Source organism: Ruegeria sp. O6 (genome assembly GCF_056535045.1).
Map to the genome: position 1 here is coordinate 99,616 of NZ_JBQERM010000004.1, position 19,300 is coordinate 118,915.

Below are 19,300 nucleotides of genomic sequence, written 5' to 3' on the forward strand. Positions count from 1 at the left end.
GGCCGTTGCACGGGGGCCAAATGCTGCAAAGCCTGATTGACGTCATTCTTCCTGTCTTTCTTGTGATCGGTGCCGGCTACACGGCAACACGAACAGGATATTTCAAAGAAGACCATGTCGACGGGCTGATGAGATTTACGCAAGGGTTCGCGATCCCATGCCTGTTGTTTCTTGCCATCGCGCATCTGGACCTCAGCGCCAGTTTCGATCCCCGGCTTTTGGCCAGTTTCTATTCCGCCGCCGCGTTGTGTTTCATCACCGGTCTTTTTGGTGCGCGCTTCATTTTCGGCCGCGAATGGGAAGACTGCGTGGCAATCGGGTTTTGTTGCCTGTTCTCTAACTCGGTTCTGCTGGGATTGCCGATTACCGAACGCGCTTATGGTCCCGAGAACCTGACAGGCAACTATGCGATTATCGCCTTCCATTCCCCGTTTTGTTACGGCGTAGGGATCACGGTGATGGAGGTTGTCCGCAATCGCGGAAACGGTGGCGTACGCATGGCGCGTTCCGTTCTGTCCGCAATGTTCAAGAACGCGCTGATCCTTGGTATTGCACTGGGATTCGTGGTTAATCTGTCCGGGTTGGCCATCCCGGCTGTGGTGGACGAAGCCCTTGGTCTGATCACGCGGGCCGCCCTGCCCGGCGCCCTGTTTGCACTGGGCGGGGTACTGGTCAAATACAAACCCGAAGGTGATCTGCGCACCATCGCTTTTGTTTGCTGTATCTCGCTGATGCTGCATCCCAGCCTTGTGTGGATATTCGGCAAATCCACAGGGCTGCCACAGGATCTGTTCCGCTCGGGCGTGTTGAACGCAGCCATGGCGCCGGGGTTCAACGCCTATATCTTTGCTAACATGTATGGCCGCGCCAAGCGGGTGGCAGCTTCGGCTGTTCTCATTGGGACAGCCACATCCATCCTGACTGTCTGGCTTTGGCTAACGGTTCTGGGCTAACAGTAGTGTTGACTTCGGTTCGCACAGAGGCACCTAACGCATATCGTGTCAGGAGATCCAAATGCCACATGCCATCATCGTCGCACATGGCCAGCCGTCCGATCCGGAACCGGCCGAGGCTGCTCTGGCTGCCTTTGCGGCTACAGTCGACGCCCTGACCGAGCATGTAACGGTGCATTCAGCAACTCTGGCCGCGCCCGGCGCGTTCGAGGCTAAGCTGAACAGCCTGCCGGAGAACACGGTCATCTATCCGCTTTTCATGGCAAATGGGTGGTTTGTCACCAGCGCTTTGCCCAAGCGGTTAGGGGATCACAAAGCGCGCATCCTAGACCCATTGGGTGTTGACCCAGAGCTACCGGAAATGACCGCGCAAGCCCTGCAATCTGAGTTGTCCGAAAGAAATTGGGTAACTGCGTCGACCGATCTGGTCATTGCCGCACATGGGTCGGGGCGTAGCCGAAACCCGTCGGCCGTGGCACTGAACTTCGCATCTCAACTTGAGGAAATGCTGGTTTTCAAATCTGTCCGCGTTGGGTTTGTTGAAGAGCCGCCATCCATTTCCGACGCCGCAACCGGCACGGGGGCCCAGGCACTGTGCCTTCCGTTCTTTGCCTGCACCGGGGGGCACGCAATTGAAGACGTACCCGCCGGATTGAGCCAAGCAGGGTTCAAAGGCGTTCTGCTGCCAGTGGTTGGAGAACTGCCACCCATCCGGCACCAGATTGCCAAGCAGGTAACAAAGGCCGTTCAGCTCGCGTGATAATTTGCTGAGATCTTTGACCCGAAAACAGGCAAAACTCAGGTTTGCGCTTTGATCAGAGTGGAATACAGGCGATGGCAGGACCGGCCGTCTCGCTTGGCCTGATAAAGGGCAACGTCGGCGGCGTGAAGGATGTCAGCGGCTTTGGCAACCTTGAACTGGGTGGATAAGGCCGTTCCGATACTTGCAGAGATACAGCACGGTTGGTCCTGAAACATCATAGGTTCATTCAACCTCGCGATCAGGCGCCCCGCGATGGACTCCAGAGTTTCTTCCCGCGTCAGGTCTTTGAAAATAATGACAAACTCATCCCCACCAACCCGCGCAACCGTATCGTCGCCACGCGTCTCTTCAAGCATGATGCGGGCCGCCTGTTGCAGAACGTAATCCCCGGCTGCATGGCCCAGCCGATCATTCACGGATTTAAAGAAGTCTAAATCCAGATGCATAAGGGCAAATGTAGAATTTGCCAGGATCAGATGCCCCAACAAATGATCCATCGCGCGGCGGTTCTTCAATCCTGTCAATGTATCGGTATATGCCTGCTCTTCCGCGGCTAGCATTGCCCCCTGAAGCCTGAGATTAAGTGAACGAGACGCTTCCATCGCGGCGGATTTGGCTTCGACCAGATACAACAGCTCGATCGCCAGGTCAGTGCCGGAAAAATCAGCGCTTGTCAGGGCGTAATCCCGAACCGCATCCAAAATCGAAATACCGAATGACAGATTGATGACTGCACCGCCCGAGTCGGGCAAGGGCGCGACCAGGCCTTTCAGGGTCGTACGCGGTTCATCGCGAAATCTCAGATGCAGTTTGGCACCGGCCATCGACATCAACGCGGGAAGGGTGGTGACTGTTCTGGGGCGGATCAGCTCGAACACGTCCAGAACACCCAGCCCGACCAAAGGCAATTCGGGCCGCAGCTTTTGCAGTGTCGGACCCGCTTGTTGAATGCGTCCGCTTCGGTCCACCAACAGGAACATCGGGCAAAGCGTTTCCAGAAGATCTGCCAGTTCCTGAGTATGTTTCATCTGTTCCGAGCCCCCAGATCAAAATGGCGCCCCTCGGCAAAGGCGCTTTCGACCAAAATGATTGAAATGATTTCACAACACTCTTGACGACCCTCATGCGACAGCATCACCAGCGCACCATAATCATCGGCCATCGCGCGCAGGACCCCGACCATAACACTGGAGAATCCCGGTAAGTCCGGAAGGCAGCACAACTGGTATTCCGTGGCTGAAAGCTCTCTCAACTCAAGCGCAGGCAAATTCAGATCAGAGACAGCCAGTCTTACACGATCCGCAAGATCATCGAGGGAATGAAGGAACTCAACATAGGTGACACCCCCAAACCTAAGCAGTCGGCGCAGCCCTTCCATGTTCGGATGGGACACCAGATATGTTCCCAGATCTTCGAGGATTTCCGCCTGTGGTCGATTGAGGTCAATACTCAGGGCCTCAAGCAACCGGGTCGTCATGTCATCATCATAGATGAGCATGGCTTCAAATTCGACAAACCCTAGCCGCGCACCTTCGGTCACGCGAACCCAGCAGGATTGCCCGTAGGTCGCGCCGACAAAGGACTGTATCGCCCGATTGATCAGACCATGCATCGGATGCCTCAGTTTGGTGTCCTTGGCACTGTGGTCTGAGAAACCTTAACAAATAGCCAAAATTCGCCCCGAGTTGCTGTGAAAGCAGCGGAGTATCAAGTCGACACTACCCGCCCAGTCAGAAGTCCGTCGGCGCGCCGCCTTCAGCCTTGCGGCGTTCAACGAACTCGGCCAGTTCCTCGCGGATACCATCGTCCATCGGAGGTGCCTCAAAGCTCGAGATGATCTCTTTGAACATGTGATGCGCACGCTCAGCCGTCCAGATGCCTCCGGCGGCCTCCCAGCCCTCATAGTTCTTCCAGTCGCTCAGGAAGGGCTGGTAGAAGGCCGTGGTGTAGCGATCCTGTGTGTGTTGGATTCCAAAAAAGTGACCGTCATTGCCAACCGCGCGGATGGCATCCAAAGCAATCTCATCCGGTCCGGTCGCGGTTAGATCAGGGTTCATATAACGCTGAATTTGCTGCAAAACCTCGCAATCCATAATGAATTTTTCCGGGCTTGCGATCAGGCCGCCTTCCAACCAACCGGCGGCGTGGTACACCATGTTGGTGCCCGACTGCACGGCCGCCCAGAGCGAATTCGAGGTTTCCCACACGGATTGCCCGTCTGGCACATTGGCCGCACACACACCGGATGAACGCAGCGGCAGCCCATAATATCGCGCCATCTGCCCGGTCATCTGGGTCGAGCGCATGTATTCCGGCGTCCCGAAAGCGGGCGCGCCTGATTTCATGTCCACGTTCGACGTGAACGTTCCGATTACGCAGGGAATACCGGGGCGCACATATTGGAACAAAGCGATAGCGCATAAGGCTTCGGCCAGGGACTGGGCAACCGCCCCCGCCATCGTTACCGGTGCCATTGCCCCCGCCAGCGTAAAGGGGGTTACGACAATCGCCTGCCCGCGCCGCGCCAATCTCAGGCAGCCATCAATCATCGGATGGTCATGCTTCAGCGGCGAGGTCGAGTTGATGTTGGTGTACATCCGTGGCGAGGCCTCGAATTCCTCATGGCTGAGACCGCCCGCGATGCGCACCATTTCCATCACATCTTCGACACGTTCCTTACCCAACGAATAGGCGTGCATCGCCTTGTCGGTCAGGGTCAGCTTGTCATACAGCACATCCAGATGCCGGACGCTGGCATGAATATCGACGGGTTCTACAGGATATCCGCCTGCGAAGTGAATACAGTTGAAGTACTGCGTCAGTTTCAGAAGATTCTGGCACATCTCGCGATTGCCGGGCACTTTCTTTCCAATCTCCATGTCCCAGTAATTAGGCGGCGACGAAACGTTGCCAAACAGGATGTTCTTTCCACCGATCTCGATCCTGTGGTCAACATTGCGGGGCGTGATGGAAAACTGGCTGGGCGCCTTGGCGATCATCTCCATGACGAAATCGCGCCCCATGCGGACGTTGTCACCATCGATCGTGCACCCCGCCTCGCGCAGGATGCCGATTGCCTCTTCGTTGTAGAATTCGATCCCGATTTCTTCCAGAATTCGCATGGCCCCTTCATGGATCGCTTCGATCCCGGCCTGATCCAGCGGTTCAGTCGGGCGATCTATATTGATGGGTGGGTCCCACGGCATCTGGTCAATCACCGCGCTGCCCCTGCGTGCTGCCGCACCTGCGCGTCCTCCGCCGCGGCGTTTGCGTGTGTTGGTCTCGGCCATGGTTGCCTCCGTTCTGGCTTGATACAAGCAAGACCCGAAGACGCATTTCTGGCCGCTCCATCTGCGACAGAGCTTGTCGGTTTTCTATAATTGAGCGTCGATTTTCCGGATCAACGCATCATTTTTCGGCCAGCCATGCAGGAATGTGACCGATATCCGGCAAGACCACATCCGCCATCGGTGCCAGCGCATCTGCTTCTGCCAATCCGGTCAAAACGCCAATGGTGATCATCCCGGCTGCGCGCCCCGCTTGCAGGTCATGAACACTGTCACCCACCATTGCAATGCGCGACGGCTCGACCCCGACCTGTGCGGCAAAGGCCAGCAACTGACCGGGCCCCGGTTTGAACCCATGACCACTGTCATACCCAGCGATAAAATCGAAGTGTTCGCGTATTCCAGCAGATTCCAGATGCTGCAATGCCGGGTGCTCACTGTCATTTGTCGCAACGCCCAGTTTGATCCCGGATTGCTGCAACCCTTTCAGGAATGGGCCCAACGGCACGGCAGGGGATTGAGGAGCGGCTGCGGCCTCGGCATTCATCATGTCCACAACTTCCTGCAATGTCACATCGTCAACATGCGCAATAAGCACCTCGGCGATTTCTTCGACCGTTGCGGCGATCACAATGCTATCTGTGGCATACCGCTCTTGCTCGTAGTCAAACCCGATGACGCTCCCGAGTTCCACCGCCCGGTCTACATCCCCCTTTGTCAGACGCATCAGCAACGAGCGCCCGAAGGTTCCCCAGGTTTTGGCAAAATCGAACAAAGTGCCATCCTTGTCGAAGACGATTGCTTCTATTGGCATCGCGTGCTCCTGCGGAAAAGGTGTTCAGGTCCAGTGTACATCGCCACCGCCTGACAGAACGGCCCGCGCTTGGGCCGGGTGATCATAGGCGATCGAGTTGGCGTCACAAAACGCCATGACCCACGAATCGTCAAGCACCAGAAAATCGAGAACCGAAGCCAGAAAGTCCCTATCACCGGCCCGATTGCGAACATCCCCGATCGAAGCGCCTGTCGAGCCAAGAAATACAGGCAAAAGCTCGTCATTGCTGACCAGCCACCCCAGGGCTGTCAGAGCAAGAGTCTCGGCTAAATCGGGCGATAGGGGCATAAACCGCGCTCAGAGAATGGTGTTGGAAAGAGTTTGTTAACCAGACTCATAAACAATTTGTTCACGCATGCAATCAACGGTGAACGACTATGTCTGTGCAAGGCACCATCCTTGTCCTCGACGGGGTATCAACCAACCGCATAATGCTGAAGGTTCAACTGACTGCTGCCTGGTACCACGTGGTGCAGGGTGGAAAACTTGAAGGGCTACAAGCCCTTGCCCGTCGCGTGCAGCCAGACCTTGTTCTGACGGCCCAAACATTGCCCGATGGAACAGCCGCAGATGTCAAGAAAGCCCTCACCGAAGTATCAGGCCTTGATGACGTGCCCGTTGTCGTACTGGCAGCACAGAATGACAAAAACGCGCGCCTGCGTGCCCTGAAAGACGGGCTGGACGATGTGTTGACGCACCCTTTCAAAGATACGTTGCTACTGGCACGCATTCGCAGCCTTTTGCGCGCGCGTGCAGCTACTCAAGATTTGCAGGTCAGCAACGGATCGCAACCTATTGGGTTTGGGGAACCCGCCCCTGTCATGATCAGCCCACCGAACGCGGCCCGGGTTGATATCTTGACCGATACTGTCCGAACTGGTGCCCTTTGGCACAAGGCCTTGCAAGGCCACCACCATTTCGATCTGTCCTGGCATCTTCAATCGAACCTGCAAGGCGTTTTGTCCGGGCCGATACCGGACGCGATTGTGGTCGAACTGGGCTCGCCCCCGTCCGCGCTGAATATCCTTGCAGATCTCAGGTCACGCGCAGCAACCCGGAACACTGTCCTGATTGGCATCCTGCAGGACAACGACGCCGTGCAGGCCTCGGAAGCGCTGGACAGAGGAGCGGACGCCGTATGCCTGGGGGGGTTCTGCGCGCAAGAGATCCTGTTGCGGCTGAACAATCAGATTGCGCGCAAGGCACGGCTTGATCATTTGCGCGTATCACTGAGAAAAGGGATCGCCGAGTCCTGGATTGACCCGCTGACCGGGCTGCACAATCGTCGTTACGCCATGCGGGCATTGGATCAGATCGCGCGCCAGTCTGCCCGTACCGGACGTGGCTTTGCCGTCATGCTGGCGGATCTGGACCACTTCAAGACCATCAATGACTGCCATGGCCATGGCGCCGGTGATTGTGTTCTGACGCAGGCCGCAAAACGCATGCAAAGCGCACTTGGATCCAAAGGTTTTGTCGCCCGTATCGGCGGTGAAGAGTTCATGTTTGCAGTACCTGATGTGTCACAAAAGCAAGCCAGAAAACTGGCTGAGACCATCTGTGACAGCATTTGTCGCGCCCCGTTCCGACTATCGGACCAAGGTTTGCGGGTTAACGTCACGATCAGCATTGGGCTGGAGATGCCGCAATCGGGTACGCCGGGAAAAGAACGCACACCCGTTCCTGTTGAAGATATCCTGAAAGCCGCCGACAAAGCCCTTTACGCGGCAAAAAAAGCGGGGCGCAATCAGGTGAGTATCAGGCAAAGCGCAGCCTGAACCCGTCAATCCATTTTCTTGTGCCCATGCGGCCCGCGTTCGACGATCTTTTGCAACCTGTCCGCATAAGACTGCCGCTCTGCGTCACTCATCGCGGTGACGCGAGCCAGCCATTGTGTCTGCAATGCTAGTTGCAGTTCTGCCGTCGCCTGCGACTGTTGCTGCAACAACACTTCAACGGCGACCGGATCGAAGGGCACCCTGCGCAGCGCCAGGCTCAGGGCTTGAAAGTCCTGTTTGCGCCCCCTTAAGTCTTTTTCGCGCAGCGCAGACAGTTCCCCTCGCATCGCTTTGCGGTCATCTTTCGGCAAAGCGCGATACAGCGCAGGACCGAACCCCGGCGGTGCCTCGGTGTGATCTCCATCCTTCAGGCGCAGCACGGTTCCGACTGCAACACCGACAACTAACAGGTTCAGTGCCAATGACGAAACCAGCAAAACCGTCATCCACCGGCGTTTCGGTTTAGGGGCAGCATTCATTCAGTGCTCTCCAGAAAACTCGTGTCATACCCAAGGTCCGCCACAAAAAGGACCGTCTCCTGCGATGCCAGCAGATTGGCGGGATCAGGCAGGAACCCCGGCGCGGAAAAGCCGATCCAGAGCCCCGCCGCACTTGCGGCGATCAAGCCGCCCAACCCCTGCCAGCCACCTACGTTGTCCATCATTCGATGCCAGATCGAAGATTGAGGACGCGGTTCGGGCCTTAGGCGACTGAGGCGGAGTTTTTCAGCATCTGTCTGAATGCGCACGGCCAGATCGTCGGGCAGCGCCGGTCGGTTTTGCCGAGCCTGCGCAAACAAATGATCCAGTTCCAGGTTTTCATCCGTCATCGTCATACCCCAGTTCTTCACGTCGCCCGGCCAGTATCGCGGTCAGACTTCGTTTGCCCCGCGCGGTCAAGCTTTCGACCGCTTCTACTGAAATTCCCATGATCCCGGCAATTTCAGGGTTGGGCAACTCTTCGATGTGGCGCAGAATCACTGCCTGCCTCTGCCTTTCGGGCAGCTGAGACAGGGCAAGCTGCAACGCATCCACGCGGGCCTCATCCTGCAGTCGGTCGGCTACGCTGGCTTTGCCATCTTCTGGCTCAGGAATATCCGACAACCTGCCGGGGGACTTCCTGCGCCGAATGTCCACACACAGATTCAACGTCACGCGATACAGCCATGTCGACACTTTGGCCTGACCCGGCACCCATTCCGGCGCCATCTGCCACATCCGCATCATCGCCTCCTGCGTTACGTCTTCTGCCTCGGCCCGATTGCCCAACATACGCAACGCGACGGAATAACAAAGCGGCCCAAGGCGATCTGTTAAGACCCGCGCAGCCTGTGCGTCACCCTCAGCAAATTGGCCCAGCAACACATCGTCGCTGAGAGAGCTCGCGGTGCAACCCGCACCGCGAACATCGTGTAGGTGGGAGGTCAGGTCCTCCACCCTGCATCAGTTGTCGATTGCACCCGACTTGTGGTGCTTTTTCTTATGGTGCCGTCCCATCCGGTCTTTGGCATCGGCAAATTCCTGTTCCGATATTCCACCACTGTTATCTGCATCCATCCGGTCAAACATCTTGTCACCCCGGCGCGGTTTCGGCAACTCGTCCTGGCTTAGGAACCCGTCTTTGTTCGCATCGTTGTTTTCGAACATTTTGGTGACGCGGTCGTTTGCTTTTTTCTGAGCGGCGGCCTGCATCTCCTCAAGGCTGAGCTGGCCGTCCCCATCAGTATCCGCGGCCGAGAAACGCTCGGTGCGATGTGCTTCCATTTCCTGCTGTGTCACTTGACCGTCGCCATTGGCATCCAATTCCTGAAAGGACACTGGCTCACGACCACCCGGGCCAGCCGCCAGAACAGACGTGCCGGTGATTGCAACACCCGACAGGACAATCGCCGTGATGAACTTTGCGTTTTTCATTTCGGTTTTCCCTTGTTGACGCGGCCTGAGTGCCGCTGCTCATATCCATTCAAACGCGCGAGGCAGGGAATTCCGTCGCAGTGTCAGCAACTTTTTTTGAACCATCTCGGTATTTCACAACGTGGTTCACCCTAGGTGCGTTGCAAAGCGACGCACCCCCCTTTAAAAACCACCCGTTCAGGCGCATTATCCGCCAAAGATTACTGCGCGAGTTATATTATGACGGATCAGACGATCGACACCACAACCCAGAGCGAGCGTGAAACCTGGCCCGCTTTGGTCAAAGGGTTTCGGTGCAAGTGCCCTAGTTGCGGCGAAGGCAAGCTGTTGCACAGCTACCTGAAAGTGAATGACACCTGCTCGAACTGTGGACAGGAACTGTTTCATCATCGCGCCGATGATGGGCCCGCCTATCTGACGATCCTGCTGGTCGGGCATTTGTTGGCCCCGGCCCTGCACGTCTCGTATGTGAACTGGCGCCCGGACCCATGGGTAATGGCCATCGGGTTTTCCATTGCTTGCATTGCACTGTCGCTGTTTTTGCTCCCCCGTTTGAAAGGCGCTGTGGTCGCCTATCAGTGGGCGCGTCGTATGCACGGTTTTGGCAACGATTCATGAGCCGGAAGAAGCGATTGTTCTGGGCATGATGACCGACAAGACCGCCATCCGCGACGCCGCAACCGTCATCGTTTTGCGGAACAGGTGGACCAATCCGTCGATCCTGATGGGTCAACGTGGGTCCAAGGCTGTGTTCATGCCCAACAAATTCGTGTTCCCCGGTGGAGCGGTCGATCCGGCGGATGCGGATGTACCGCTTGCGACCGCACTGCCTGACCTGTGTTCTGAGCGGTTGGCGGAACAGGCGGAATCCGGAAAACAACACGCCCTTGCCGCCGCAGCAATTCGCGAGCTTTGGGAAGAAACAGGACTTGTCCTTGGCCAGACAGGACACTGGCCGGGCAGCATTCCCGACGACTGGCAGAGCTTTTCCGCCATGGGTTACGTGCCGTCGGCAGCTGCGCTGCAGTTTGTTTTTCGCGCAGTCACACCGCCCGGTCGCCCCCGCCGGTTCGATGCGCGGTTTTTTCTGGTCGATGCCGATGCGCTGCAGGGCGATCTGGATGATTTCAGCCATGCCTCGGACGAGCTGTCGCATCTACAATGGGTGGAACTGGATCGGGCGCGCGACCTGGATCTGCCGTTTATCACCGAAGTTGTTCTGGCCGAAGTAGCAGCCCGGGTGACCTCACCCGAGCCGCCAGTATCGGTTCCGTTCTATCAGAACAACGAAGAAGCTAATCTGTTCCTGCGGCTCAGAGGCTATCCGATGCCCGAGCACGACTGACCGATCAGTTTCACCGCATCCGGCTGACAACCACCGTCACTTCAGGTTTTTTGCCGATTTCCGCTTTTGCCGTCTGACGCACAATCCGGCGCATTTCGTCTTCCAGCTTGTCGTCATCCCGTAGGGTCTTGGCTGCCGCCCGCATCAGGAACTGGTTCAGGTCTTCTTCCAACACCTCGACCAACCCGGCCCGGGACGTTCCGACTTCGGGCAGACCCATCGTATCGCACCACGGTTCGCCCAGCGGCTCGTCTTCTTCGTCCAGAACGACTGTCACAGTTACGTGGCCGTTCAGCGCCATGCGAATACGGTCACGTACCACACCGTCCATCGCACCGATTTTCACCGTACCGTCCAGATAGGTACGCCCGGTTTCGACATAGTCGACCACCACGGGTGCATTGCCGCTGAGATCCAGCATGGTGCCGTTCACGGCCAGCACACCCGTTCTGCCACCCTGCTCAGCCAGTTTGACATGCTCGCGCAGGTGCCGGTGCTCTCCATGCATTGGGATCACAACTTGCGGATCGATCAGCGCGTGCACCTTCTCAAGATCGGGCCGGTTCGCATGGCCAGAGACATGATAGAGGCCCGAGCTGTCATCCACTACATCCACGCCCTTTTCACTGAGCTGGTTCATGATGAAAATCACGCCACGTTCATTTCCGGGAATGGTTTTTGACGAAAACAGGAACAGGTCGCCTTCGGACAGTTCCAGACCACGGTACTTGCCGCGGGCCAGTTGCGCGCTTGCCGCACGGCGTTCGCCCTGGCTGCCGGTCACGATCAGCATCAGGTTCTGGCGCGGCAAGTCCAGCGCCTCTTCCGCGCTGATCACCTTGGGGAAGTCCGACAGGATACCGGTTTCAGTCGCGGCCTCGATCATCCGCCGCATTGCGCGCCCCAGCAACACAACTGAACGCCCCGCGCGTGCGCCCGCCTCGGCCAATGTTTTGACCCGCGCCACGTTCGACGCGAAGGTGGTAGCCACAACCATACCCTCGGCGTTTTCGACTAGCTTAGTAATCTCTGGCCCAACCTCGGATTCCGAACGGCCCGGATGCGCCGAGAAAACATTCGTGCTGTCGCAAACCAACGCCTTGACACCCGGCTTGGCAATCTCGGCCCATAGATCGGGGTCAAAGGCTTCGCCCACGACCGGGTTTGCATCCAGCTTGAAATCACCCGAATGCACCACGCGCCCTGCGGGCGTGTCGATGACCAAAGCAGCACTTTCTGGGATCGAGTGTGAAACAGGAAGGAAACCGACGGTAAACGGTCCGACTGAAACCGTTTCAGGCCAAGCGGACACGGTTGTCACCGCATCGGTCGGGTGCGCATATTCTTCCATCTTGCGACGCGCGATATTGGCCGTGAAAGCCCGGGCATAAACCGGGGCTCCCAGTGCCTCATAGCAATGAGCCACGGCGCCGACATGGTCTTCATGCGCATGGGTGATGAAAACGCCATCCAGCCGGTCGGCTCGTTCTTTCAACCATGAAATATCCGCGTAGATCAGGTCGACACCCGGTGTTGTGTCCATATCGGGAAAAGTGACGCCCAGGTCCACCAGGATCAGACGTTCCTGCCCGGGTTGACCATATCCGTACACGTAGGCATTCATGCCAATTTCGCCCGCGCCACCCAGCGGCAGGTAGATCAATCTTTCACTGCTCATATCGAGCCATTTTCCTTGTTGTAGCGATGAATCACGGTCAAGCCGTGCATCGTCAAATCATCCTCGATTACGTCGAACCCCACGTCGGCCTGATCGAACAAGGGGGCCAACCCTCCGGTTCCCACGACTTTCATCGGCATTCCATATTCGGCCTTGATCCGCGCGATCAGCCCCTCAATCAGGCCGGAGTATCCCCAATACACGCCCGACTGGATACAACCAACCGTATTTGTACCGATCACCTTCTCGGGGCGCGTGATGTCGATATGCGGTAGTGCGGCTGCGCCCTGATGCAAAGCCTCAAGGCTGAGGTTCACACCCGGAGCGATGACGCCCCCTACATAGGCACCGTCCGCGGCGACAACATCGAAATTTGTTGCGGTACCAAAGTCCACCACGACGACATTGCCGCCATGACGGTCAAATGCGCCAACCGCGTTGGCCAGTCGATCCGGGCCCGGCACAGTTCCTTGATCCACACGCGGCGGCACGGGCAACAGGCAGTCCGGCCTTCCCACCACCAGCGGCCTGCACCCAAAAAAGCGATCAGCAAAGATGCGCAGGTTGAACACGACGCGTGGCACGGTCGACGCAATGATGACATCCGAGATATTCGCCTCGATCCCGTAATGTTTCACCAGCGTCGAATACCAGGTGAAATAGGCGTCCGCCGTGCGTGCATGATGGGTCGAGGTGCGCAGGGTGCACAGAAATTCCTGACCGTCCCAGATCGAGAAGACTGTATTGGTATTGCCGCAATCAATGGCCAGAAGCATTTGCGCCCCTTTCAGAAATAGACATCCGCCGCAGGAATGCTTACGCGGCCTTTGGCGGTGTTTAAGACAAGGTTACCGCTTGCGTCTACCGTTTCGAAGGTCCCAACCGTCTCGGACGTTCCGGTACGGGCCGTGATAACCTCGCCCAGCCGGGCAGCACGGGACAGCCACGCAGTGCGAATGGGTTCGAACCCGTAGGTAACAAACTGAGTTTCATATTTGGCATAGGCCGAGGCAAGCTCGGTCAGAAAATCCTCGGGCGTGACGTTTGCACCGGTTTCCGACAACAGCGAGACGGGACGGATCGCGCCCGGTTCTACCGCGTCGGCGTCTGGGGCGTTGGCCAAATTCACGCCAATACCGATCGACAGATGCGCTACACCGCGCCCCTGACCGGCGCTTTCCAGCAAAATACCAGCAAGCTTACCTCCGTTCAGCAGTACGTCATTGGGCCATTTCAACGACAGCCCCGCCGCACGCCCTGTCACAGAGACGCAAGCGTCAAACAGAGCCAGTGCCGCAACAAAACTGCGCAGTGCCGCCTGTTCTGGTGCACCTTCGGGGCGCATCAAAAGGGTCGCGGCAAGATTGCCCATGGGGTTGGCCCATGACCGTCCGCGTCGCCCACGCGCAGCCGTCTGATGATGCGCCATGATCCAGACAGGACCACGGGCATTGGGGGCAATCCGCGCCGCTTCGTTGAGTGTGCTATCGACTTCCTGCACTTCGTGCAGACCATAGCCTTGTGGCCACTTGGTCATATCAAAAAGGCCCGGTCACGCGACCGAGCCCCTCTTTCAGATTGTTCATAACGTTCAGTTGACAAGAGTTGCTGCCGCGGCCGCGGCCGCTCCCTCGATCCCGAACTGATAAAAGACCCCGATCAGCATCAGCGCCGCGGACCCCATCAGGGCGACCCACAGAACAGGTGTCGACCGCGTTTCGATCGGGTCCTCGTTCTCGGCCCCGAAATACATGTAGAACACGATCCGCAGGTAATAGAAGGCGCCAATTACCGATGCGATGGCCGAAACCACAACAAGGCCGGTCAAATCGGCACTTACACCAGCCCGCCAAACACCAAATTTTGCAAAGAAACCCAGCATCGGTGGCACACCGGCAAGCGAGAACATCAGGATCAGAACAGCAAGGGCCTTGCCCGGATCACGTTTGGAATACTGGCGCAGCGCATCAATGTCTGTGACGGGTTTGCCGTCGCGTTCCATCATCAGAATAAACGCAAACGTGCCGATGTTCATGGTCACATAAATCGCCAGATACATCAGCATCGCCTGAATACCCAACTCGGTGCCAGCCGCCAGACCGATCAGCGCATAGCCCATATGGGCAATCGACGAGAACGCCATCAGTCGCTTGATGTCGCGCTGACCAATTGCGGCAACCGCCCCCAGCAGCATCGACAGCACCGACAGCAAAACAATCACTTGCTGCCAATCTTTGACCACGCCTCCGAAAGCGTCATGCAGAAGACGTGCGAACAAGGCCATTGCCGCGACTTTCGGAGCGGTGGCAAAGAAAGCCGTAATTGGCGTCGGCGACCCTTCATAGACATCTGGCGTCCACATATGGAACGGAACCGCCGACACCTTGAATGCCAGACCCGAGATCAGGAAGATCAGGCCAAACAACAGACCAACCGAGACGTCCCCATGATGGACCGTCTGAATAATGCCCGAGAACAGTGTCGTGCCGGTGAACCCATAGACCAGCGACGCACCATACAGCAGCAGACCTGAACTGAGAGCGCCCAGAACAAAGTACTTCAGCCCTGCTTCGGTTGATTTCGCGCTGTCACGACGCAGCGCGGCAACAACATAAAGCGCAAGGGATTGCAGCTCGAGCCCCATGTAAAGAGACATCAGATCGCCTGCGCTGACCATCATCATCATCCCGACGGCGGCAAGAGCCACCAGCAACGGATATTCAAAGCGCAGCAAACCCCGGCGTGCCATGTATTCCTGGCTCATCACCAGTACGGCACCTGCCGACAAAAGGATGGCAACTTTGGCAAAACGCGCGAACCCGTCATCTACGAACATGCCGTTGAAGGCCACGTTGGTACCACTGCCTTGGGTTGCGATCCAGATCGCCAGGACCGCCATCAAGCCCGCTGTGGTCCAGACCAGAACCGAAGCCAGCCCGTCTCTCGAGGTGTAGACAGCCCCCAACAGAGCCACCATCGCATAGATCGCCAGAACGATTTCCGGCAGGATAATTGTCAGATCAGCCTGGATCATGTCTCCAAAGCTCCCTTAATGCGAAGCGGTAGTCTGGGTCGCAGCCTCAGCCGCGGCCAGAGCCGTGTCATAGTTCGAAATGAGTGCCGTCGTCGATTGGCCGATCACATCGGTCACCAGCGACGGGTAAACGCCCAGAAGGATCGTCATCACGATCAGCGGGGCAAAAATCAGCCGCTCGCGCGAGCTCATGTCGGTCATCGCCTTCAGGCTTTCCTTAATCAGATCCCCAAAGACAACGCGGCGGTAGAGCCACAACGCGTAAGCTGCCGAGAAGATCACACCAGTCGCCGCAACAGCAGTCACCCAGGTGTTGACCTGGAATGTGCCCATGAGTGTCAGGAACTCACCAACAAACCCGCTGGTGCCCGGCAGTCCGACATTGGCCATGGTGAACAGCATGAAGACCAGCGCATAGGCGGGCATCCGGATGACCAGACCGCCATAAGCCTCGATTTCGCGGGTGTGCATCCGGTCATAGATCACGCCGACACAGAGGAAGAGCGCGGCCGAGATGAACCCGTGGCTCAGCATCTGGAAAATCGCGCCGTCAATGCCTTGCTGGTTCGCTGCAAAGATGCCCATCGTGACAAAGCCCATATGCGCCACCGAGGAATACGCGATCAGCTTTTTCATGTCTTCCTGCACCAGTGCCACCAGCGAGGTATAGACAACCGCTATGGCTGACATCCAAAGCACAAGATCAGTCATCACCGCCGTGCCAACCGGGAACATCGGCAGGCTGAACCGCAGAAAGCCGTAGCCGCCCATCTTCAACAGGATCGCCGCCAGCACAACCGAGCCCGCCGTCGGCGCCTGAACGTGCGCATCGGGCAACCAGGTGTGCACCGGCCACATCGGCATTTTCACCGCAAAAGATGCAAAGAAGGCCAGGAACATCAACGTCTGCATACCGCCGGTGACATAGACACCCAACACGCTGAAACTCTCGGATGCGAACTGATGGGCCATCAGAGCTTCGATATCCGTGGTGCCCGCGTCAGCATACATCGCGACCATGGCCACCAGCATCAGCACCGAGCCAAGGAAGGTGTAAAGGAAAAACTTGAAGCTGGCATAGATACGATCCTTGCCGCCCCAGATACCGATGATCAGAAACATCGGGATCAGACCCGCCTCGAAGAACAGGTAGAACAGCACAAGATCCAGCGCCATGAACACGCCCAGCATCAGCGTTTCCAGCAGCAAGAAGGCAATCATGTATTCCTTGACGCGGTCTGTCACATTCCAGCTGGCCAGAATGGTCAGCGGCATGATGAAGGTGGTCAGCAACACGAACAGAACGCTGATGCCATCCACACCCATCTTGTATTTCAGACCCATCAGCCATTCACCCTCTTCCACCATCTGGAAGCCGGTGTTCGAAGGATCAAAGCCTGTGTAGATGCCAATAGACACCAGAAACGTCACAGTTGTCGCCAGCAATGCAATCCACTTGGCGTTGCGCTGCGCTGCGACGTCGCTCCCGTGCAGGAACAGCGCCAGAATGCCTGCTGCGATGGCGGGGATAAAGGTGACAATAGATAGGATATTGTCCATTAGTGTGCGCCTCCGCCGATCGACATCCAGGTGACAAGGGCCGCAATGCCCAATACCATCCAGAAGGCGTAAGTAAAGATGTACCCGGTCTGCGCCTTGCCTGCGAGGCGGGTGAAGAAGGGAACAACGCCCATTGCAACCCCATTCAGGAAGCCGTCGATTGTATTGCCGTCACCGCGTTTCCACAGGAACCGGCCAAGGGCGACAGTGGGTTTGACAAAGATCGCGTCGTAGATTTCGTCGAAATACCATTTGTTCAGCAGGAACAGGTACAGCGGGCGCTGATTTGCGGCCAGACGCGCGGGTAGCGACGTGTTCACGATGTAGAACCAATAGGCCACGATAAAGCCAAGCACCATCGCAACAAATGGCGAAACCTTGACCCATTTCGGAGCCGCATGCGCATCGTCCAGAATGTGGTTGTCCGGCGCCATGTAAAGCGCACCTTCACCCGGCTCACCCGCAAACATATAATGGTGGTCCCCGCCCACTGCGGCATTCTCACCACTCGCGGCCTCGTCAGCATGGCTGTCAGCCGCATGGCTTTCATCGGCATGGCTGTCTTGGCCGTGCGACGCATCCGCTGCCGCGTGATCACCGGCCTCGGCATGCTCTGAAGCTTCTGCAACCGGAATACCGTAGAATTTGCCGACCTTGTCGGCATGGCCAAAGAAGTTTCCGTACCAGATCATGCCCGCGAATACCGCACCCAGCGACAAAACTCCCAGCGGCACCAGCATGACCATCGGGCTTTCATGTGCGTGATCATGCGTATGCTTGTCCCCACGCGGCTCTCCATAGAAGGTCAGGAAGATCAGACGCCAGCTGTAGAACGAGGTGAACGCCGCAGCGACAACCAGCAACCAGAAGCCATAGCTTGACCCGCCCGCATAGGCGCTTTCGATAATTGCGTCCTTTGACAGGAAACCGGCAAACCCAAAGGTGGTCAGCGGGATGCCAACACCGGTAATCGCCAGGGTACCGATCATCATCGCCCAGAAGGTATAGGGGATCTTTTTGCGCAGACCGCCATATTCGGTCATCTCCTGTTCGTGATGCATCGCGTGGATCACGGAACCGGCCCCAAGGAACAACAGCGCCTTGAAGAAGGCATGCGTGAACAAGTGGAACATCGCTGCCGAATACATGCCGACGCCCGCCGCCACAAACATGTAACCCAACTGGGAACAGGTCGAATACGCGATGACACGTTTGATATCGGTCTGAACCAGACCAACAGTGGCCGCAAAGAACGCAGTCGAGGCCCCAAGAACAGTGATGAACCCTGTCGCGCCCGGTGCGAACTCCATCAGCGGGGACATGCGGCAGACCAAAAAGACGCCTGCGGTCACCATGGTCGCAGCGTGGATCAGCGCTGACACAGGCGTCGGGCCTTCCATCGCGTCCGGCAACCATGTGTGCAGGATCAACTGCGCCGATTTACCCATCGCGCCGATGAAGAGCAGAACGCAGATCACTTCGATCGCGGTCCATTCCCCCCACAGGAAATGCAGCTTTTCTTCGGCCAAGGCAGGGGCAGAGGCAAAGATATCCGAGAAGTTGATACTGTCGGTCAGGAAGAACAGCGCGAAGATGCCCAGAGCAAAACCAAAGTCGCCGACCCGGTTGACTACAAAGGCCTTGATCGCCGCCGCGTTGGCCGAAGGCTTGCGATAATAGAACCCGATCAGCAGGTATGAAGCAACGCCGACGCCCTCCCAGCCAAAGAACATCTGCACCAGATTATCCGCCGTCACCAGCATCAGCATGGCAAAGGTGAAGAAGGACAGATAGGCAAAGAAGCGCGGTTTATAGCTTTCGCCTTCGCGCCATTGCGGATCGTGATCCATGTAGCCGAAGCTGTACAGGTGCACGAGCGCCGAGACCGTCGTCACCACGATCAGCATGATTGCCGTCAGTCGGTCCAGACGGATGGCCCAGCTTGTCGAAAGCGAACCGCTTTCGATCCAGCGCATGATCTCGATCTGCTGCGTGTGGCCGTCGAAGGTGAAGAACACGATCCAGGACAGCAGACAAGCCAGAAACAGCAGGCCCGTGGCCGTCCACATGGCGGCTTTCTCGCCAATGAACTTCCAGCCGAATCCGCAGAGCAGCGCGCCCACCAGCGGGGCAAAGAGGATGGTGGTTTCCATG

The 19,300-nt window shown here is 57.3% G+C and carries 20 protein-coding genes; 5 read left to right on the forward strand and 15 right to left on the reverse strand.

Annotation, left to right across the window (positions count from 1 at the left end; all coding sequences use genetic code 11):
- The first annotated feature begins 20 nt into the window (after nucleotides 1-20).
- Both ACR0DY_RS07265 and ACR0DY_RS07270 read left to right on the forward strand, forming a co-directional pair.
- Nucleotides 21-953 carry an AEC family transporter gene (locus tag ACR0DY_RS07265; RefSeq protein ID WP_480481765.1) on the forward strand — a complete coding sequence of 311 codons (933 nt, stop codon included), beginning with the start codon at nucleotides 21-23 and terminating at the stop codon, nucleotides 951-953.
- A 61-nt stretch (nucleotides 954-1,014) separates the two neighbouring features.
- Entirely contained in the window at nucleotides 1,015-1,713 is a 699-nt protein-coding gene (locus tag ACR0DY_RS07270) for a CbiX/SirB N-terminal domain-containing protein (RefSeq protein ID WP_480481766.1), read from the forward strand.
- Nucleotides 1,714-1,751: 38 nt separating this feature from the next.
- Here ACR0DY_RS07270 and ACR0DY_RS07275 read toward each other — a convergent pair whose 3' ends face one another.
- The 5 genes from ACR0DY_RS07275 to ACR0DY_RS07295 all read right to left on the reverse strand — a co-directional run bounded on the left by ACR0DY_RS07275 (nucleotide 1,752) and on the right by ACR0DY_RS07295 (nucleotide 6,126).
- Nucleotides 1,752-2,744, reverse strand: coding sequence for a diguanylate cyclase domain-containing protein (locus ACR0DY_RS07275; protein WP_480481767.1), 993 nt, complete (start codon nucleotides 2,742-2,744; stop codon nucleotides 1,752-1,754).
- Nucleotides 2,741-3,328 (reverse strand): heme NO-binding domain-containing protein, encoded by a 588-nt coding sequence (locus tag ACR0DY_RS07280; protein WP_480481768.1) that lies wholly within the window; start codon nucleotides 3,326-3,328, stop codon nucleotides 2,741-2,743. The genes ACR0DY_RS07275 and ACR0DY_RS07280 overlap by 4 nt, the downstream gene beginning before the upstream one ends.
- Nucleotides 3,329-3,446: 118 nt before the next feature.
- Nucleotides 3,447-5,006: a trimethylamine methyltransferase family protein gene (locus tag ACR0DY_RS07285; RefSeq protein ID WP_480481769.1), complete on the reverse strand. Its 1,560-nt coding sequence runs from the start codon at nucleotides 5,004-5,006 to the stop codon at nucleotides 3,447-3,449.
- 118 nt (nucleotides 5,007-5,124) lie between these two features.
- On the reverse strand, nucleotides 5,125-5,817 hold the full coding sequence (locus ACR0DY_RS07290; protein WP_480481770.1) for an HAD family hydrolase: 693 nt from the start codon (nucleotides 5,815-5,817) through the stop codon (nucleotides 5,125-5,127).
- A 24-nt stretch (nucleotides 5,818-5,841) separates the two neighbouring features.
- Entirely contained in the window at nucleotides 5,842-6,126 is a 285-nt protein-coding gene (locus ACR0DY_RS07295) for a DUF3572 domain-containing protein (protein ID WP_267362783.1), read from the reverse strand.
- Between the two features lie 89 nt (nucleotides 6,127-6,215).
- Between ACR0DY_RS07295 and ACR0DY_RS07300 the strand changes: the two genes are divergently transcribed.
- Nucleotides 6,216-7,616 (forward strand): diguanylate cyclase domain-containing protein, encoded by a 1,401-nt coding sequence (locus ACR0DY_RS07300; RefSeq protein WP_480898019.1) that lies wholly within the window; start codon nucleotides 6,216-6,218, stop codon nucleotides 7,614-7,616.
- A 5-nt stretch (nucleotides 7,617-7,621) separates the two neighbouring features.
- Here ACR0DY_RS07300 and ACR0DY_RS07305 read toward each other — a convergent pair whose 3' ends face one another.
- The 4 genes from ACR0DY_RS07305 to ACR0DY_RS07320 are packed head-to-tail and all read right to left on the reverse strand — an operon-like array spanning nucleotide 7,622 to nucleotide 9,529.
- Nucleotides 7,622-8,095 carry a periplasmic heavy metal sensor gene (locus tag ACR0DY_RS07305; protein WP_480898021.1) on the reverse strand — a complete coding sequence of 158 codons (474 nt, stop codon included), beginning with the start codon at nucleotides 8,093-8,095 and terminating at the stop codon, nucleotides 7,622-7,624.
- A complete protein-coding gene (locus ACR0DY_RS07310; RefSeq protein WP_267362789.1) occupies nucleotides 8,092-8,445 on the reverse strand; it encodes a hypothetical protein in 354 nt (117 codons plus the stop codon). The genes ACR0DY_RS07305 and ACR0DY_RS07310 overlap by 4 nt, the downstream gene beginning before the upstream one ends.
- The gene (locus tag ACR0DY_RS07315) at nucleotides 8,435-9,052 is read right to left on the reverse strand and encodes an RNA polymerase sigma factor (protein WP_480481774.1); all 618 of its coding nucleotides are present in this window, start codon (nucleotides 9,050-9,052) and stop codon (nucleotides 8,435-8,437) included. The genes ACR0DY_RS07310 and ACR0DY_RS07315 overlap by 11 nt, the downstream gene beginning before the upstream one ends.
- Nucleotides 9,053-9,058: 6 nt before the next feature.
- A complete protein-coding gene (locus tag ACR0DY_RS07320) occupies nucleotides 9,059-9,529 on the reverse strand; it encodes an EF-hand domain-containing protein (protein WP_267362793.1) in 471 nt (156 codons plus the stop codon).
- Nucleotides 9,530-9,748: 219 nt separating this feature from the next.
- Here ACR0DY_RS07320 and ACR0DY_RS07325 point away from each other — a divergent pair, with 219 nt between their 5' ends.
- Together ACR0DY_RS07325 and ACR0DY_RS07330 are read left to right on the forward strand one after the other, a co-directional pair.
- On the forward strand, nucleotides 9,749-10,147 hold the full coding sequence (locus ACR0DY_RS07325; RefSeq protein WP_480476112.1) for a DUF983 domain-containing protein: 399 nt from the start codon (nucleotides 9,749-9,751) through the stop codon (nucleotides 10,145-10,147).
- 25 nt (nucleotides 10,148-10,172) lie between these two features.
- The gene (locus ACR0DY_RS07330; RefSeq protein ID WP_480476934.1) at nucleotides 10,173-10,874 is read left to right on the forward strand and encodes an NUDIX hydrolase; all 702 of its coding nucleotides are present in this window, start codon (nucleotides 10,173-10,175) and stop codon (nucleotides 10,872-10,874) included.
- A 10-nt stretch (nucleotides 10,875-10,884) separates the two neighbouring features.
- On the opposite strand, the gene ACR0DY_RS07335 is transcribed toward ACR0DY_RS07330, so the two are convergent.
- From ACR0DY_RS07335 to nuoL, 6 genes are read right to left on the reverse strand one after another with little or no spacing between them, the layout of a single operon-like run.
- Complete coding sequence (locus ACR0DY_RS07335; protein ID WP_480545718.1) at nucleotides 10,885-12,552, reverse strand: ribonuclease J; 1,668 nt, start codon at nucleotides 12,550-12,552, stop codon at nucleotides 10,885-10,887.
- Complete coding sequence (locus ACR0DY_RS07340) at nucleotides 12,549-13,328, reverse strand: type III pantothenate kinase (RefSeq protein WP_209504438.1); 780 nt, start codon at nucleotides 13,326-13,328, stop codon at nucleotides 12,549-12,551. The genes ACR0DY_RS07335 and ACR0DY_RS07340 overlap by 4 nt, the downstream gene beginning before the upstream one ends.
- 11 nt (nucleotides 13,329-13,339) lie before the next feature.
- Nucleotides 13,340-14,089: a biotin--[acetyl-CoA-carboxylase] ligase gene (locus ACR0DY_RS07345; protein WP_480545719.1), complete on the reverse strand. Its 750-nt coding sequence runs from the start codon at nucleotides 14,087-14,089 to the stop codon at nucleotides 13,340-13,342.
- Nucleotides 14,090-14,143: 54 nt separating this feature from the next.
- Nucleotides 14,144-15,586, reverse strand: a complete 1,443-nt coding sequence (gene nuoN / locus ACR0DY_RS07350) for an NADH-quinone oxidoreductase subunit NuoN (RefSeq protein ID WP_209597664.1) — start codon at nucleotides 15,584-15,586, stop codon at nucleotides 14,144-14,146.
- A 15-nt stretch (nucleotides 15,587-15,601) separates the two neighbouring features.
- On the reverse strand, nucleotides 15,602-17,146 hold the full coding sequence (locus tag ACR0DY_RS07355) for an NADH-quinone oxidoreductase subunit M (RefSeq protein WP_480545720.1): 1,545 nt from the start codon (nucleotides 17,144-17,146) through the stop codon (nucleotides 15,602-15,604).
- Nucleotides 17,146-19,299, reverse strand: coding sequence for an NADH-quinone oxidoreductase subunit L (gene nuoL, locus ACR0DY_RS07360; protein ID WP_480545721.1), 2,154 nt, complete (start codon nucleotides 19,297-19,299; stop codon nucleotides 17,146-17,148). Before nuoL ends, ACR0DY_RS07355 begins: the two co-directional genes overlap by 1 nt.
- Nucleotide 19,300 lies beyond the last annotated feature (1 nt).

Excerpts from the sequence above, each read along its gene's own strand:
- ACR0DY_RS07340 (WP_209504438.1), bottom strand. The coding sequence starts at position 13,328 with ATGCTTCTGGCCATTGATTGCGGCAATACCAATACAGTCTTCTCGATC.
- ACR0DY_RS07325 (WP_480476112.1), top strand. The coding sequence starts at position 9,749 with ATGACGGATCAGACGATCGACACCACAACCCAGAGCGAGCGTGAAACC.
- ACR0DY_RS07270 (WP_480481766.1), top strand. The coding sequence starts at position 1,015 with ATGCCACATGCCATCATCGTCGCACATGGCCAGCCGTCCGATCCGGAA.
- ACR0DY_RS07330 (WP_480476934.1), top strand. The coding sequence starts at position 10,173 with ATGATGACCGACAAGACCGCCATCCGCGACGCCGCAACCGTCATCGTT.
- ACR0DY_RS07265 (WP_480481765.1), top strand. The coding sequence starts at position 21 with ATGCTGCAAAGCCTGATTGACGTCATTCTTCCTGTCTTTCTTGTGATC.
- ACR0DY_RS07300 (WP_480898019.1), top strand. The coding sequence starts at position 6,216 with ATGTCTGTGCAAGGCACCATCCTTGTCCTCGACGGGGTATCAACCAAC.
- nuoN (WP_209597664.1), bottom strand. The coding sequence starts at position 15,586 with ATGATCCAGGCTGATCTGACAATTATCCTGCCGGAAATCGTTCTGGCG.
- ACR0DY_RS07345 (WP_480545719.1), bottom strand. The coding sequence starts at position 14,089 with ATGACCAAGTGGCCACAAGGCTATGGTCTGCACGAAGTGCAGGAAGTC.
- ACR0DY_RS07305 (WP_480898021.1), bottom strand. The coding sequence starts at position 8,095 with ATGAATGCTGCCCCTAAACCGAAACGCCGGTGGATGACGGTTTTGCTG.
- nuoL (WP_480545721.1), bottom strand. The coding sequence starts at position 19,299 with ATGGAAACCACCATCCTCTTTGCCCCGCTGGTGGGCGCGCTGCTCTGC.
- ACR0DY_RS07295 (WP_267362783.1), bottom strand. The coding sequence starts at position 6,126 with ATGCCCCTATCGCCCGATTTAGCCGAGACTCTTGCTCTGACAGCCCTG.
- ACR0DY_RS07290 (WP_480481770.1), bottom strand. The coding sequence starts at position 5,817 with ATGCCAATAGAAGCAATCGTCTTCGACAAGGATGGCACTTTGTTCGAT.
- ACR0DY_RS07280 (WP_480481768.1), bottom strand. The coding sequence starts at position 3,328 with ATGCATGGTCTGATCAATCGGGCGATACAGTCCTTTGTCGGCGCGACC.
- ACR0DY_RS07285 (WP_480481769.1), bottom strand. The coding sequence starts at position 5,006 with ATGGCCGAGACCAACACACGCAAACGCCGCGGCGGAGGACGCGCAGGT.
- ACR0DY_RS07335 (WP_480545718.1), bottom strand. The coding sequence starts at position 12,552 with ATGAGCAGTGAAAGATTGATCTACCTGCCGCTGGGTGGCGCGGGCGAA.
- ACR0DY_RS07310 (WP_267362789.1), bottom strand. The coding sequence starts at position 8,445 with ATGACGGATGAAAACCTGGAACTGGATCATTTGTTTGCGCAGGCTCGG.
- ACR0DY_RS07355 (WP_480545720.1), bottom strand. The coding sequence starts at position 17,146 with ATGGACAATATCCTATCTATTGTCACCTTTATCCCCGCCATCGCAGCA.
- ACR0DY_RS07275 (WP_480481767.1), bottom strand. The coding sequence starts at position 2,744 with ATGAAACATACTCAGGAACTGGCAGATCTTCTGGAAACGCTTTGCCCG.
- ACR0DY_RS07320 (WP_267362793.1), bottom strand. The coding sequence starts at position 9,529 with ATGAAAAACGCAAAGTTCATCACGGCGATTGTCCTGTCGGGTGTTGCA.